Below are 15,098 nucleotides of genomic sequence, written 5' to 3'. Positions count from 1 at the left end.
GCGATTACCGCTCGCGATCCATTTCGGCGAGCTTCCTCACGCGCCGGCGGAAATCCTCGTCCGTAGAGAATTCCGCTTCCAGATATGCGGTCACGAGATCCTTGGCGAGCCAGGCGCCCACGATCTGCGCCCCGATGCACATCACATTGACGTCGTCATGCTCTACTGACTGATGAGCGGAATGCACGTCGTGGCAGACCGCCGCGCGGATGCCCTTGACCTTGTTCGCGGCAATCGAGGCGCCGACGCCGGTGCCGCAGACCATAAGCCCACGTTCAGCCTTGCCGTCGAGGATCGACGAAGTCACCACCTTGGCTATGTCGGGAAAGTCGACTGGATCGGGCGTATAGGACCCCGCATCGTGCACCTCATGTCCGAGCGACCGTATATGGTCCATGATGGTGGCCTTGAGCGGAAAGCCGGCGTGGTCTGAACCTATGACGATGCGCATGGATGAACTCCGAGGGGTCTTTACTGGGCTATCATACGTGGGAGCCACAAGGTGAAATCCTTTGCGAAGGTAAGGATCATCAACGTGGTCAGCAGCGGGATGTAGAAAGGCAACAGCGCCTTGAGCAATTGCCGGATCGATACTTTCGCGATGTCGGCCACCAGAAACAGCGACAGACCCATGGGAGGCGTCAGCAGACCCAGCATCAGGTTGAAGATCGTGACGATGCCGAGCTGGACCGGATCGACGCCGGCCAGGACAAGCGGCGGCGCAATGATGGGGACGAGCAACAATGTCGCCGTCGTGGAATCCAGGAACATGCCGGCCACGAAGAAGACGAGGTTGGCGATGATCAGCAGCATGATCGGATCGCGCGACAGGCCCAGCAGCGCTGCAGCAAAGGTCTGGGGAACCTGCTCCACGGCCAGAATCCAGCCGAACAGGGCGGCGGCGGCCACGATGATCAGGATCGCCGAAGAACTGCGCGCCGTCAGGATGGCGGAATTCCAGAGATGCGCCAGGGTCAGCTCGCGATAGAGAACCGCGCTTATGATGACCACATAGACCGCGGTTATCGCAGCAGCTTCGGTGGGGGTGAAGGCGCCGAACGTCATGCCGGCGATCATCAGCGCGGGCGCGATGATCGCCGGGATAGCCGGCAAGAAATCGCGCACGACCTCGCCGACGGTCGGCCAGCGATCCGCGCGGGGATGCTTTTCGCGCGTGGCGATGACAAGCACCGTCGTCATCAGCAGCACGGTGCACAGGATGGCGGGCATGATGCCTGCGACCAGCAACTGAACGATCGAAACGCTCGTGACCGAACCGTAGACGATCAAGGGAATCGACGGCGGAAAGATAGGCCCGATGGTTGCCGATGCGCCCGTGACCGCGCCGGCAAAGGCGGCGCTGAATCCACGCTTGCGCATGGCCTCGATCTCGATGCGCCCCAGCCCTCCAATATCCGCCAGAGCGGCACCCGACATGCCGGAAAAGATGAGGCTGCCGAAAACATTCACCTGCGCCAGCCCGCCAGGCACCCGCCCGACCAGCGTATAGGCGAAACGGAATATGCGATCGGTGATGCCCGACAGGTTCATCAGATTGCCGACGAATATGAAGAGCGGCACGGCCACGAGAGGAAAGGAATCGAGCGCGTAGGTAATGCGCTGGGCCAGAAGCCCGAGCGGCAAACCTTCAATCAGCACATACGCGATCGACGGTAGCAGGATCGCATACACCACCGGAAAGCCCAGCATGAAGAGGGCCAGAAAAGCGACAATGACGGCGAAGCCCATGATTACAGCACCACGTTCTTGTCCGCCTGCGGCGGCTTGCGCAGATGAAGGAGGTGAACGGCTGCCGCGCCTGCAAAGCCAAGAAGGGTCGCGCCGAGAAACAGCCAGAACGGAATACCGAGCGTCGGCGTTGCGTTATTCAGGTTCCGGGAGATGTTGCTGGCAGTCACGTATGTGATGAAGGCGGTTGCAGCGATGGCGCCGATCGAGATCAGGACGTTGAGCACCCGCCTCGGCCGATCCGGAAGAGCGGCCTTGAACTCACCCATGACGATGTTCTCACCCTTCTGCACGACCAGCGGATAGGCGCAGAAAATCAGGCAGATCAGCAGGAAGCGGGTAAACTCCTCTGCGCCGATGAAGGGCTGGACGAAAACACCGCGCATGATGACCTGCGCGGTCGGAACGAGCACCAGACCCGCCAGGATCATCACGACTAGCGCGGTCATGATGCGTTCGACGATGCGCATTCTTCCTCCCTGCCCGCCGCCTTCGCGGGTCCGTTTTCATGAGACTGAACGGCCGGGGCGGAAAACCCCGGCCGGCTCTCGGTGCGTTATTCGACCGCCTGGATCTGCTCGATCAGCGGCGTGAAGCTCGGAAAGTCCTGGGCGATCTGCTTGTTGACGCTTTCGCGGAAGGCGGTGAGGTCGAGCCCGTCGGCTTCGGTGATGAAGGTCATGCCGCGGCCCTTGAGCTCTTCGACCAGCTTTGCCTCGCCTTCCTGAGCCATCTGCAGAGACTTCGTCGCCTCGTCGTCAAGCACCTTGGTGATCGCCGCGCGCTGGTCTTCGCTCAGCCCCTGCCAGACTTCCTCGTTGACGAATACCGCCAGCACGGCGCGCATGTGTCCGGTCATCGAGACATGCGACTGCACCTCATTGAGGTTGTTGGCCGCGATCATGGTGAGCGGGTTTTCCTGGCCCACCACCACGCCGGTCATCAGCGCGGTCGGCAGTTCAGCCACCTCGACCGGGGTCGGGATCGCGCCGAAGCCCTTCACCATGGACACCCACAATTCGAGCGGCACGGCGCGGAAGGGCTTGCCCGACAGGTCGGCCGGCGTCTTCACGGGGAAGTTGGACGAAATCTGGCGATCGCCGCGATAGATGCGGCCGATGATGCGTACGCCCTGCGCGACCAGCTTCTCGTTGATGGCCTGAAGGGCCGGCGAGGTTTCAGGATCGGTGGCGGCGAGTGCGTGAGCGCCATCACGGTAGATGAAAGGCGCGTTGAAAACGGCAACCTCAGGCACGAGGCGGGCCAGCGAGGCAAAGTCGTGGTGGCCGATCGAGATCGAACCCATGCGGATGCCGTCGACCATTTCGGCGACGCCGCCGAGCTGGCTCGCAGGATAAACGGTCACGGTGACATCGCCATTCGTCGCCGCGGCGATGCCTTCGGCCGCCTGGGCAGCGTAGATCGTCTGGATGTCGCCTTCGGCGCCCACGTGGGCATAACGCAGTTCGGCGGCAACGGCCGCTCCCGTCATGGCGAGTGCTATGGCCGCGCCGGTGAGCGCGCGCGTGATTGTCCTATGCAGCATATCGAAATCCTCCCTTGATTTTCAGGCTTCGTGCTTAGGTCTGCGGCCTCCGGGTGAAGGCCGAGATCAGGCTGCGGCGACGAAACTCGTCGCCGATGGCGAAGTGGTCGCGCAGCTTGCGATCGGCTGCGTCCGCGTCGCGCTCCACAATCGACAGAAAGACCTCCCGGTGCGCCTCGACGAGATAGTCGACAATGCCGGGCTCCGAGACAGTCACCTCGCGACGCTGAACGTGGCTGCGCCGAAGGAGCTCGCCGATCGCCCCGTAAAGCGTGACCAGCGCCTCGCTACGGCTTGCCTCGACGATCGCCTGGTGAAAGGCAAAATCGGCAGCACCGCCGTCCATCGGGTCATGTAGGGTATCCATGAGTTGCGTGAGCCTGGAGCCGATGTGTTTGAGGTCCGTCTCGGTGGCCCGCTCGCAGGCCAGGCGAATCGCCTGGCATTCGATCGCGATACGCGCCTGCATTACGTCGTCGAGAATGTCGGGCTGCTGGGCGAGGCTGAATGTGAAGAAGTCCGACAGCACGTTGATGTCCGCCTGGCGCACATAGGCGCCCTTTCCGTGCCGGATATCCAGAAAGCCCAGCATTGAAAGCGAGCGCAGCGCCTCGCGCAGAACCGGCCTAGACACGCCCAGCCGCAGCGAAAGCTCGCGCTCACCCAACAGCCGCTCACCGGGCTTTAGCGAACCGTCAACCAGCGCATCGCGGAAAAAGGCGAATACCTTTTCCGCGCCCGACAGGTCGTCATTTTCGGCAAGCACCGTCGACATCGGCCGGCTCTCCTCCCAAGTGGCCTTACAGTGGTCTGACCACTGATTCCCGAATCCGAACCGGCTGTCAAGCGCGCTCGCAACGCGGCCCGGTCGGATCGGATCAACAGAGACGGAAAAGTCAGATGCCTGCGGCAGTCACTGCCAGAAGTGCTTCGGCGCAGTTTTCATCGACCGCCGCATGCGGTCGAACTCGAATGCCCCCCGGCCTGGACCGGCAAAAAGCCGCCAGCCGACACAAGAGGCATATAACACGGGTTGTTTGGGGAAATTGGTGGAGCCAAGCGGGATCGAACCGCTGACCTCCTGCATGCCATGCAGGCGCTCTCCCAGCTGAGCTATGGCCCCACACCGGCCCGGAAGGCCGGCGCCGTCTCTATCCCGGCGCGCATGGGAGCCGCGCCGGTTTTCGATGGCGGCTTCTAAACCCGCCCGCAGACAATATCAAGCCTCGCGAGAGGCCTTTTTTAAAGTCAGCTCTCGTCGTCGTCGTCGCCGACGCTGATGATGCCGGAAACGTCGTCCTCGTCTTCCTCCTCATCGGCCAGGAAAGCGTCGTCATCGTCGTCGCCGAGATCCACGTCCTCTTCGTCCTCGATCGAGACGTCGTCGCTGTCGCCCTTCGCCTCGTCGTCGGCATCCTCGAGCGACACGATTTCCGCGCCGGATTCCTCTGCGTCGAGTTCCTTTTCCTCGACCTCGTCGTCATCGCTGACCGAGGAGGAGCCACTGTCGAAATAGGACAGCGGGTAGCTCTGGCCCGTATAGGGAGAGACGATCGGGTCCTTGTTCAGGTCGTAAAATTTACGGCCCGTTTCCGGGCAAATGCGTTTGGTGCCGAGATCGGGTTTAGCCACGTCTTGCCTCTTGTTCTGCTTGCTTTCAGGTCGCCGTCGTTGGAGCCGCGGCCAAAAAGGGCGGCACACTTCGGCGACGGCCCCTTCCTCGAAAAAAGTGGGGTCCCCATAACTGCAAGTTGGCGTGCTGTCAAAGCCTATGTCAACAGGCTTTGCACGGCTGCGTTGCGTGTAACCCCCATTGCTGAAAAACCCTTTTCAGGCAAGGGCTGCCGCCAGGGGATGACCGGCTCCGAGGCTCATGGTAGAGACCTCCCCAAACTGGAACGCCCCCGCACGGGGCCGCAAGGATCGTCAGCATGAACAGCCTCGCCTCCCCAAGCCCGGCAACCGCGTCGAGGTCGGAAACGCTTTCCGGCAGTGTGCGGGTGCCCGGCGACAAGTCGATTTCGCACCGATCGTTCATGTTCGGCGGGCTGGCGGCAGGCGAGACGCGCATCACAGGCCTGCTCGAGGGCGAGGATGTATTGCGCACCGGCGAGGCGATGAAGGCGATGGGCGCGCGCATCGAGAAAGCTGACGGCGAATGGATCATTCAGGGGGTCGGCAATGGCTGCCTGCTGGAGCCGGTCGCACCGCTCGATTTCGGCAATGCCGGCACCGGAGCGCGCCTGACCATGGGGCTTGTCGGCACCTACGACATGGCGACGACGTTCGTCGGCGACGCGTCCCTTTCCAAGCGACCGATGGGGCGTGTCCTCGATCCGCTGCGCGAAATGGGCATGCAGGTGGTTTCCGCCGCCGATGGCGGGCGCCTGCCGCTGACGCTGCGCGGCCCCAAACGGGCCGCACCGATCAGCTACCGGGTGCCCATGGCTTCCGCGCAGGTGAAGTCGGCTGTGCTGCTCGCCGCGCTGAACACGCCGGGCATCACGACCGTGATCGAACCGATCATGACCCGCGATCACACGGAAAAGATGCTTGCGGGCTTCGGGGCCGAACTGGAAGTCGAAACCGACGCCGAAGGCGTGCGCCATATACGCATCCAGGGCGAGGGCCGGCTTTCCGGCCAGACGATTGCCGTGCCGGGCGACCCGTCGTCGGCTGCTTTCCCGCTGGTTGCGGCGCTGATTGTGCCCGGTTCGGATGTCACGATAGAGAACGTGCTGATGAACCCGACGCGCACCGGGCTGATCGACACGCTCATGGAAATGGGCGGCAACATCGAGGTGATCAACAGGCGCGATGCCGGCGGCGAGGAGGTCGCCGACCTGCGGGTGCGCCACAGCGATCTGAGCGGCGTGACGGTGCCGCCAGCACGCGCGCCATTCATGATCGACGAATATCCCGTGCTTGCCGTGGCGGCCAGCTTCGCCCAGGGCGAGACGGTGATGGACGGGCTCGACGAGCTCCGCGTCAAGGAAAGCGACCGCCTTGCCGCCGTCGCGCGCGGGCTCGAGGCGAACGGCGTCGACTGCACGGAGGGCGAAGCGTCACTCACCGTACGCGGGCGCCCTGGCGGCAAGGGGCTCGGCGGCGGGACGGTCGAGACCCACCTCGACCACCGCATCGCCATGAGCTTTCTGGTCATGGGACTTGCTGCCGAAAAGCCGGTCACGGTCGACGACCGCGGCATGGTCGCCACCAGCTTCCCCGAATTCTTCGACCTCATGGCGGGGCTTGGAGCGCAGATCGACTAGCCGCAGTATCCCGCGGCAGTTCTGTGCCAACGGCACGGCGTTTCCCTTGTCAGGCTCGCGTGTTAGCCAATGTCGGTCCGGCAAGGGAGGAGCACGTGCGACAGATCGACTTCTATTTCGACATCATTTCTCCTTTCGCGCATGTGGCGCTCGCCCGGTTCGGCGAATTGCCGGCGGATGTGGAGGTAAAGCCGAAGCCGATCCTGCTTGGGCCGTTGCTCGCCCATTGGGGACAGCGCGGCCCCGCCGAAATCGCGCCGAAGCGGCTGCACACCTATCGCCTCTCGTGCTTCCTCGGCGAAAAATACGGACTGGCGATGCGCTTCCCGCAGCGCCACCCGTTCAATCCCCTGGCAGCCATGCGGTTGCTGGCAGGCTCGGACGCGGACCTTAAAACGGTACGAAAAGCCTTCGACTTCGTGTTCTCGGACGGCCGCGCACCAGACAATGAAAGCGATCTGGCGGCCTTCGCCGCGTGTACCGGCGTCGACCCGGCCTTGGCCGGCAAACAGAACGCCAAGGACCGATTGCGCGCACTGACCGACGAGGCGATCGCCTGCGGCGTCTTCGGCGTGCCGACCTTCGCGGTGGATGACGAACTGTTCTGGGGTGTCGACGCCTTCGACATGCTGCTTGCCTGGCTGGAGGAACCCGAAATATTCACGCGCGCGCCCTATGCCGGGCTGGATCAGATCGAGACCGGCATCGTCCGCAAGGCGGCGACCGGCTGACTGCCGGCAACTCTACTGAGAATCGAAAAAAGGAGAGAACAATGGCTGGCGACAACAAGGTTGCGATGGTGGTCGGCGGCGGCTCCGGCATGGGGGCGGCCTCGGCGCGCAAGCTGGCTAAAAGCGGATACGAAGTCGCCGTGCTTTCGTCTTCGGGCAAGGGCGAGGCGCTGGCCAAGGAGCTGGGCGGGCTGGGCTTTACCGGCTCCAACCAGTCGAGCGAAGACCTCGAGCGTTTCGTGACCGCCGCCATGGATCGCTGGGGCCGGATCGACGTGCTCGTCAACGGCGCCGGCCACGGGCCTCGGGCGCCGCTCCTGGAGATCACCGATGAGCAGTGGCACACTGGTTTCGACGTCTATTTCATGAACGTCGTGCGGGCCACGCGCCTCGTCGCGCCGCTGATGGCTAGGAACGGCGGCGGCGCTATCGTCAATATCTCCACGGCCTGGGTGGACGAGCCAAGCGCGATGTTTCCGACCTCGGCGGTCGCGCGGGCGGGACTTGCGGCCTACACCAAGCTCTTCGCCGATGAATACGCGACGCGCAACGTACGCATGAACAATGTCCTGCCCGGCTGGATCGACAGCATCGCCCCGACGGAAGAACGCCGCGAGAGCGTGCCGATGAAGCGCTACGGGCGAAGCGAGGAAGTGGCCGAACTCGTACTCTTCCTGGCGTCGGAGAAATCCTCCTACATCACCGGCCAGAGCCTGCGCATCGATGGCGGACTGATGCGTTCGACCTGACGGCCGGCCAGCACTTACCCGCGAGGTAATTGGCGGCCACACCCATTTTCTATCTCTGCCTGTCGGATGCCCGGCACCTGCAACGTCATTGTTGCAGGTGCCTGTCGCACCGGTTCAAGAGGAGAAGATCATGGGACGCATCATCGCAACGCAGTACATGTCGCTCGACGGCGTCATCCAGGATCCGGTCGGCATGGAAGGCTCCGGCCTCGGTGACTGGACGGGTCCGTTCAGCCGCGGCCCGACGGGCGACGCCTTCAAGCACCGCGAACTGGCGGATGCGAACGCCATGATCTACGGGCGGGTGACCTATGACGGGTTCGCCGCCGTGTGGCCCTTGGTGAACGATCCGGAAGGCTACGCGGCACGCATCAACAGCCTTCCCAAATACGTCGCGTCACGGACGCTCGAAACCGTTGACTGGTCCAATTCCAGCCTGATCGAAGGAGATCTTGTCGATGCCGCGCGAAAGATCCGCGCCAGCGTCGACGGCGACGTCCTGATCTTCGGCAGCGCTTCCATCGTCCACCAGCTTCTGCCGCACGGCCTCGTCGACGAGCTTAGGCTGATGGTCTTCCCGACCATCCTCGGGCGCGGCACGCGCCTGTTTCCGGATGGTGTGGCTGCAACGCTGGAACTTGCCGGCAACGAGCAGTTCGACGATGGCATCGTGCTGCTGCGCTACACGACCGTACAGCCGTAGTCCTGCCCGGTTCCGGCATCAAGCCGATAGCCGCGCGTTGAAAATTCGGCTATGCGCGGTCGCATCGAAACGAACGGGATGCCGGATTTGCTGATCGCCATCGACGGGCCGGCCGGTGCGGGTAAGGGTACGCTCGCTCGCCGGCTGGCCGACCACTTCCACCTCAACCTGCTCGATACCGGGCTCAGCTATCGTGCCGTCGCGCACCGGATGCTGACCTACGGGCTGCCGCTCGACAACGCCTCGGCCGCCGAGACCGCGGCGCGGCAGTTGGACCTCAGGGCCATGGATCGGGAGGTGCTTTCGGCACATGCAATCGGCGAGGCTGCGTCGCAGGTGGCGGTCATTCCCGCCGTGAGGCGCGTACTCGTCGACAAACAGCGCGAATTCGCCCGCACCCCGCCTGGCGCCGTCCTCGACGGGCGCGACATCGGCACGGTGGTGTGCCCCGATGCCGACGTGAAGCTCTATCTTACTGCCAGCGCCGAGGTGCGCGCGCGACGCCGCCTGGCCGAGATCGAGGCGCGCGGCGGCACCGCTGATTTCGAACGCATCCTTGCCGACATCGAGCGCCGCGACGCGCGCGACATGGGCCGGGCCGACTCGCCCCTGCTGCCGGCGCCAGACGCCCACTTGCTCGATACGAGCGAAATGGATATAGAGACGGCGTTCCAGGCGGCGGTAACACTGGTCGAAACGTCCATGGCCGCCCGGAGCGAAGACTAGCAACGAGACGCGACGCATCGTCTTCCCAATAGGCGGGAAAGGCCTGCGGCGCATTTTGTTCATGTCGAAACCGGCCCGCCCGCATTGTCATGCGCCGGAGATGCCGCCAGAAGCGGCAAGCCGATCCGCCAGGCCGGATCGCGATGCACGGCAGGCCAGACGCAACGCAAACCCACGGCGCAAGCCCGACGAAGCCGATATGGCCGGGCATTCCAGGAGCACATATGTCCAACGCAAATCCTACCCGCGACGATTTCGCGAGCATGCTCGACGAGTCCTTTTCCGCCGAGCACTCCGCTGAAGGTTCGGTCGTCAAGGGTCTCATCACGGCCATCGAAAAAGACATGGCCATCATCGACGTCGGCCTCAAGGTCGAAGGCCGCGTCCCGCTGAAGGAATTCGGCGCTAGCGCCAAGGAACTCAAGGCCGGCGACGAGGTCGAGATCTATGTCGAGCGCATCGAGAACGCGCTTGGCGAGGCCATGCTGTCGCGCGAGAAGGCCCGCCGTGAAGAGAGCTGGGTCCGTCTCGAAGCCAAGTTCAACGCCGGCGAGCGCGTCGAAGGCGTCATCTTCAACCAGGTCAAGGGTGGCTTCACCGTCGATCTGGACGGCGCCGTCGCCTTCCTGCCGCGTTCGCAGGTCGACATCCGTCCGATCCGCGACGTCACGCCCCTCATGCATAATCCGCAGCCCTTCGAGATCCTCAAGATGGATCGCCGTCGCGGCAACATCGTGGTTTCGCGCCGCACCGTGCTCGAGGAGAGCCGTGCCGAGCAGCGCTCCGAGATCGTCCAGAACCTCGAAGAGGGTCAGGTGGTCGAGGGCGTGGTCAAGAACATCACCGACTACGGTGCGTTCGTCGACCTCGGCGGCATCGATGGCCTGCTCCACGTGACCGACATGGCATGGCGTCGCGTCAACCATCCGACCGAGATTCTCAACATCGGTCAGACGGTGAAGGTGCAGATCATCCGCATCAACCAGGAAACGCACCGCATCTCGCTCGGCATGAAGCAGCTCGAGAGCGATCCCTGGCAGGACATCGGCACCAAGTTCCCGATCGGCAAGAAGATCACCGGAACCGTCACCAACATCACCGACTACGGCGCGTTCGTCGAGCTGGAGCCGGGGATCGAGGGCCTCATCCACGTTTCCGAGATGTCGTGGACCAAGAAGAACGTTCACCCCGGCAAGATCCTGTCGACCACGCAGGAAGTCGAGGTTGTAGTTCTCGAGGTCGACCCGCAGAAGCGCCGCATCTCGCTCGGCCTCAAGCAGACGCTCGAGAATCCGTGGGAAGCATTCGCCCGCAACCATCCTTCGGGTTCGGTTGTCGAGGGCGAGGTCAAGAACAAGACCGAGTTCGGCCTGTTCATCGGCCTCGACGGCGATGTCGACGGCATGGTCCACCTCTCCGACCTCGACTGGAACCGTCCGGGCGAGCAGGTCATCGAGGAGTACAACCGCGGCGACATGGTTTCGGCGCAGGTGCTCGACGTCGACATCGAGAAGGAGCGTATCTCGCTCGGCATCAAGCAGCTCGGCCGCGATGCCATCGGCGAGGCCGCCTCTTCGGGTGAACTGCGCAAGGGCGCGGTCGTGACCTGTGAGGTCACCGATGTCAAGGACGGAGGCCTGGAAGTCAGGCTCGTCGACCACGACCTCGACACCTTCATCAAGCGTTCGGACCTGTCGCGCGATCGCGACGAGCAGCGTCCGGAGCGTTTCCAGGTCGGTCAGAAGGTCGACGCCCGCGTCATCGCCTTCGACAAGAAGACCCGCAAGCTGCAGGTCTCCATCAAGGCGCTGGAAATCGCCGAAGAGAAGGAAGCCGTCGCACAGTACGGTTCGACCGACTCCGGCGCGTCGCTGGGCGACATTCTGGGCGCAGCGCTCAAGAAGCAGACCACCAAGGACTGATCGTCCTGAAGTGATTTGAACAAAAAAGCCCCGCCGGAGCGATCCGGCGGGGCTTTTGCTTGTCCGGGTATTGGTTGCCGGTGATCAGACTTCGCGGCCGAGCCTCGCGTCGACCGAATGGCCATTGGCGCCGCGAATGGCGAAGAAGAAAAAGATCGCAGCCCAGAGGATCGACTTCTCCGCGCCCATATAGCCCTGGCCGAGGGTAATCCAGTGGAACCAGACGGTGACCAGCAGCACGATCATGGCCGCAAATGCCGCCGGTCTGGTCAACAGGCCGACCGCGATGAGCATGCCGCCGAAGAATTCCGTTGCAGCCAGAAGCGGCGACCAGAACACGCCGGGATAGAACCCCAACCCTTCTACCATCTCGACACTGCCGAAGGGTTCGCTGATCTTGCCTGCTCCGTGGACCACGAGGGCGAGCCCGGCGACAACACGCAGCACCGTTTCGGCAAGCTCGTGCAGCGGTGCATAGACATTGCCGAGGGCGGGAATCAAAAGCCGCCGCGAGGGATGGGGTTGGGAAACGGATTGGGACACGAAAAACTCCTTGCTGATAATGTTGCGGTGCACAATCAGCAAATCATGAGCCTGACGGTCAAATAAACAACGGTTGATCGAGTGTTTACCGCGCCGGCTGGCGCGTCGTCATGCCAGCAGCCGGTCCAGCAGCGCCTGTTCGATGACAATGCCGTTGCGCGCCGCGTTGGAAGCCGCCTCGCCCCGCGTCTCGCCGGGCATATGGATATTGTGGCTCTCCTTCAGCCGGTGGAGATGACCGTCCAGACGTTGCCCGAATTGCGGATCAAGCAGGTCGGGCGCGATGGCGATCACCAGTAAGCCGCTGCCCGGGCTCTTGTCGCCGGAAACAAACGAAGGCGCGTCCAGCGACCAGTTGGCACCCGTCAGCCCGGCGGCCAGGACTTCGACCATCAGGGCAATGTTTGCGCCGCGCGCGCCTCCATAGGCGAGCAGCGCGCCCTTGACCGCAGCCGCGGCGTCCGTTGTCGGCCTGCCGTCGGCGTCGAGCGCCCAGCCTGGCGGGATCGGCCGGCCCTCCTTTGCGGCGCGCCGAACATTGACGAAGGCGGTTTCGCTGGATGCCTGGTCGATCAAAAGCGGCGCCCCCGAGCTTCGCGGCGCGGCGAAAGCCAGCGGATTGGTGGAGAACACGCGCGTGGTGCCGCCCGACCCCGCCATCAGCGCCGGGCCGTTGCTGGCTGCGATCGCTACCAGGCCCTCGTGCGCGAGCCTTGTGGCAAACCAGCCCAGTGCGCCGCACGTGTAGGCATTGTGCTGGGCAAAGAGCGCGATGCCCAGGTCGCGTGCCGCGGCCACCAGCGCCTCGAACGCGATGTCGAAGCCGAGCTGGGCGGTGCCGCCTCCCGCATCGCTATGGAAGATGGCCGCCGCCGGTCGCGACAGCACCGGTACTGCATCGCCCTTGATGCGGCCGGCTTTCAGCGCTTCGAGATGGTCGATCAGGTGCGCGAACCCGACATTGGGTTGGCCTGCGGCTTCGGCGGCCACCGTAGCCTCTGCGAGCGCTTCAGCGGCGGGCAGACTTGCTCCTGCACGCTGCAACGCCTGGCGGGCAAGCGTGGTCGCATCAGGCAGCGTCAGCCGACGATTCCTGGAACTCATGCCGCCGCTCTCCGTTTCATATGTCCAAGTGATCGAAATCACTCAAGAAAGGACGATGACAATGAACTGGAATCAGATCGAAGGGAATTGGGAGCAGTTCAAGGGCAAGGTGCAAACCCAGTGGGGTAAGCTGACCAATGATGACATTGACGTCATCAAGGGCAATCGCCGCCAGCTCGCTGGCCGCCTGCAGGAACGCTACGGCAAGGCGGAAGACGAAGCGGAGCGCGAGATCGACGACTGGCTTTCGCGCCACTGATCTGAATTGCCTTATGAAGGAGCCCCGTTTCAACGGGGCTTTTTCTTTACCTGCCGCGAGGCGACTGCGACTTGCCAGCAACGCGGCCACGCGGCAAGGTCCCGCCCGTTTCCAGATGCGGGGTCTCGATGAAAACGATCTTTTCACCACGCCATGCCGGCCATGCAGGCAATGTCGAGCTTGAAGAAGGCGGAATCGTTCCGGCCTACGAGAAGCCTTCGCGCGCCGAGATCATTCGCGCACGCATCAACACCGTTTCGCTCGGGCCGGTCAGCGAGCCCGAGGAGCATGACCTGGAAACGGCGGCAAAAGTGCATCGCCGCGACTACCTAGATTTCCTGCCGACGGTTTGGCCGGAGTGGGAGCAATCCGGGCGTAGCGGCACCGCCATGCCGTTCGCGTGGCCGACGCGGGGCCTGCGTGGCGACGTCCCTCCGACCTCGATCATAGCAAAGCTCGGTTTCTATTCGTTCGATGCCGGTGCAACCTTCGTGAAGGGCACCTGGGACGCGATCAAGTCTTCACACGACACCGCGCTGACGGCGGCAAATCTCGTCCGCAGCGGCGAGCGCTCGGCGTTCGCGCTGTGCCGGCCGCCGGGTCACCATGCGGGCTCGAACTTCATGGGCGGCTACTGCTTCATCAACAACGCCGCGGTCGCGGCCCAATGGTTTCTCGATGGCGGTGCCCGCAGAGTGTCGATCCTCGATGTCGACTATCATCACGGCAACGGCACGCAGCAGATATTCTATGCTCGCAACGACGTGCAGGTGTTGAACCTCCACGCAGACCCGATGAGCGAGTACCCCTTCTTCCTCGGCCATGCCGACGAAACCGGCGAAGGAGAGGGGCAAGGCTTCAACCACAACTTTCCGATGCCCGCAGGGACGAGCTGGGTGCAGTGGGCCGCGGCTCTCGAAGAAGCCTGCAGCCTGATAGCCGGCTATGAGCCCGACGTGCTCATCGTTTCGCTTGGGGTCGACACCTTCGAGCGGGACCCCATCGGCCGCTTCAAGCTCGTCAGCGACGACTATCCGAAGATTGGCCGGCGGATCGCCGGTTTGAAGCTACCTACCCTTTTCGTGATGGAAGGCGGCTATGCTGTCGAAGAGATCGGCATTAATGCCGTCGGCGTGCTGACCGGTTTCGAGGAAGCTTGAGCCGCCTGAAAAAGCTATCCCTGCTCCCTGTCGACCCCGGCGGTCTCCAGGAAGGGGCGGCATATGTCACCGGACAACCCGTTCGTCAGCAATCGCCGGAACATCACTTCGGCCTCAGCCGCGCTCATGCCGGGTCGGCTTTCCTGCCACCAGCGCATGGTCGTATTGACCGTCGAGACAAGCTGATGGATCGCCAGCTCCCGCGGAATATCGTCAGCCTGTGGCAGCCACTGGCGCAGCACACCGGCGATCACCTCGTCAACCGCCTCGCGCACGATCGCGCCGCCGCGGCCGCCAGCCAAAGCAAACTGCACATCGGCGAACTCGGCAACATGTTCGAAAAGTGCACGGCTTGGCGACCAGCCGCTTTCGCCGTCTTCCCGCGCCTTCACGAGCAAAGTGCGGAGGCGCTCTAGGCTACGGGCCAGCAACTCGTCCTTCGAGGTGAAGTGCGCATAGAAGGTGGAACGGCCGACATCGGCCTCGCGCAGGATATCCTCGACGGTGATCAGGTCGTAATCCTTGACCCTGATCAGCCTGACCAGCGCGTCGTAAAGCGCCGTGCGTGTACGCGCCACCCTGCGATCGATAGCCATTGCCGCCAATCCATCTCCTGGTTTTCCCGGACGTCAGT

Annotated in this window: 17 protein-coding genes and 1 tRNA gene; 8 read left to right on the top strand and 10 right to left on the bottom strand. The window is 63.4% G+C overall.

Features of this window, described 5'->3' with window-relative positions:
* Nucleotides 1-4: 4 nt before the first annotated feature.
* The 7 genes from rpiB to V1479_RS02110 form a co-directional block, all read right to left on the bottom strand.
* A complete protein-coding gene (gene rpiB, locus V1479_RS02140; RefSeq protein WP_368801451.1) occupies nt 5-451 on the bottom strand; it encodes a ribose 5-phosphate isomerase B in 447 nt (148 codons plus the stop codon).
* A 20-nt stretch (nt 452-471) separates the two neighbouring features.
* Complete coding sequence (locus V1479_RS02135) at nt 472-1,749, bottom strand: TRAP transporter large permease (protein ID WP_368801450.1); 1,278 nt, start codon at nt 1,747-1,749, stop codon at nt 472-474.
* A 2-nt stretch (nt 1,750-1,751) separates the two neighbouring features.
* Complete coding sequence (locus tag V1479_RS02130; RefSeq protein ID WP_368801449.1) at nt 1,752-2,219, bottom strand: TRAP transporter small permease; 468 nt, start codon at nt 2,217-2,219, stop codon at nt 1,752-1,754.
* Nucleotides 2,220-2,305: 86 nt separating this feature from the next.
* Nucleotides 2,306-3,295: a TRAP transporter substrate-binding protein gene (locus V1479_RS02125; protein WP_368801448.1), complete on the bottom strand. Its 990-nt coding sequence runs from the start codon at nt 3,293-3,295 to the stop codon at nt 2,306-2,308.
* A gap of 34 nt (nt 3,296-3,329) precedes the next feature.
* Nucleotides 3,330-4,070: a FadR/GntR family transcriptional regulator gene (locus V1479_RS02120; protein ID WP_173188496.1), complete on the bottom strand. Its 741-nt coding sequence runs from the start codon at nt 4,068-4,070 to the stop codon at nt 3,330-3,332.
* Between the two features lie 272 nt (nt 4,071-4,342).
* Nucleotides 4,343-4,418 (bottom strand) — tRNA-Ala (locus tag V1479_RS02115).
* Nucleotides 4,419-4,543: 125 nt separating this feature from the next.
* Entirely contained in the window at nt 4,544-4,927 is a 384-nt protein-coding gene (locus tag V1479_RS02110) for a TIGR02300 family protein (RefSeq protein WP_173188497.1), read from the bottom strand.
* A gap of 299 nt (nt 4,928-5,226) precedes the next feature.
* Here V1479_RS02110 and aroA point away from each other — a divergent pair, with 299 nt between their 5' ends.
* The 6 genes from aroA (at nt 5,227) to rpsA (ending at nt 11,398) form a co-directional block, all read left to right on the top strand.
* Nucleotides 5,227-6,567: a 3-phosphoshikimate 1-carboxyvinyltransferase gene (gene aroA, locus V1479_RS02105; RefSeq protein WP_368801447.1), complete on the top strand. Its 1,341-nt coding sequence runs from the start codon at nt 5,227-5,229 to the stop codon at nt 6,565-6,567.
* 95 nt (nt 6,568-6,662) lie between these two features.
* Nucleotides 6,663-7,298, top strand: coding sequence for a 2-hydroxychromene-2-carboxylate isomerase (locus V1479_RS02100; RefSeq protein WP_368801446.1), 636 nt, complete (start codon nt 6,663-6,665; stop codon nt 7,296-7,298).
* Nucleotides 7,299-7,339: 41 nt separating this feature from the next.
* Nucleotides 7,340-8,047 (top strand): SDR family oxidoreductase, encoded by a 708-nt coding sequence (locus V1479_RS02095; protein WP_368801445.1) that lies wholly within the window; start codon nt 7,340-7,342, stop codon nt 8,045-8,047.
* A gap of 130 nt (nt 8,048-8,177) precedes the next feature.
* Nucleotides 8,178-8,750, top strand: a complete 573-nt coding sequence (locus V1479_RS02090) for a dihydrofolate reductase family protein (protein ID WP_368801444.1) — start codon at nt 8,178-8,180, stop codon at nt 8,748-8,750.
* 51 nt (nt 8,751-8,801) lie between these two features.
* Nucleotides 8,802-9,476, top strand: coding sequence for a (d)CMP kinase (gene cmk / locus V1479_RS02085; RefSeq protein WP_368801443.1), 675 nt, complete (start codon nt 8,802-8,804; stop codon nt 9,474-9,476).
* 224 nt (nt 9,477-9,700) lie between these two features.
* Nucleotides 9,701-11,398 carry a 30S ribosomal protein S1 gene (rpsA, locus tag V1479_RS02080; protein WP_368801442.1) on the top strand — a complete coding sequence of 566 codons (1,698 nt, stop codon included), beginning with the start codon at nt 9,701-9,703 and terminating at the stop codon, nt 11,396-11,398.
* Nucleotides 11,399-11,482: 84 nt separating this feature from the next.
* Here rpsA and V1479_RS02075 read toward each other — a convergent pair whose 3' ends face one another.
* Nucleotides 11,483-11,941 (bottom strand): DoxX family protein, encoded by a 459-nt coding sequence (locus V1479_RS02075; protein WP_173188509.1) that lies wholly within the window; start codon nt 11,939-11,941, stop codon nt 11,483-11,485.
* Between the two features lie 108 nt (nt 11,942-12,049).
* Nucleotides 12,050-13,045, bottom strand: a complete 996-nt coding sequence (locus V1479_RS02070) for an Ldh family oxidoreductase (protein WP_173188511.1) — start codon at nt 13,043-13,045, stop codon at nt 12,050-12,052.
* 61 nt (nt 13,046-13,106) lie between these two features.
* Between V1479_RS02070 and V1479_RS02065 the strand changes: the two genes are divergently transcribed.
* Both V1479_RS02065 and V1479_RS02060 read left to right on the top strand, forming a co-directional pair.
* Nucleotides 13,107-13,304 (top strand): CsbD family protein, encoded by a 198-nt coding sequence (locus V1479_RS02065; RefSeq protein WP_173190019.1) that lies wholly within the window; start codon nt 13,107-13,109, stop codon nt 13,302-13,304.
* 128 nt (nt 13,305-13,432) lie between these two features.
* Nucleotides 13,433-14,464 (top strand): histone deacetylase family protein, encoded by a 1,032-nt coding sequence (locus V1479_RS02060; RefSeq protein WP_368801441.1) that lies wholly within the window; start codon nt 13,433-13,435, stop codon nt 14,462-14,464.
* Nucleotides 14,465-14,478: 14 nt separating this feature from the next.
* Here the strand turns inward: V1479_RS02060 and V1479_RS02055 are convergent, their stop codons facing one another.
* Nucleotides 14,479-15,060, bottom strand: a complete 582-nt coding sequence (locus tag V1479_RS02055) for a TetR/AcrR family transcriptional regulator (protein WP_368801440.1) — start codon at nt 15,058-15,060, stop codon at nt 14,479-14,481.
* Nucleotides 15,061-15,098 lie beyond the last annotated feature (38 nt).

Origin of the sequence: Neoaquamicrobium sediminum (assembly GCF_040970315.1) — a bacterium.
Lineage (GTDB): Bacteria > Pseudomonadota > Alphaproteobacteria > Rhizobiales > Rhizobiaceae > Aerobium > Aerobium sediminum.
The sequence above is the reverse complement of the archived record's forward strand: the minus strand, read 5'-3'. Positions and strand labels throughout refer to the sequence as shown.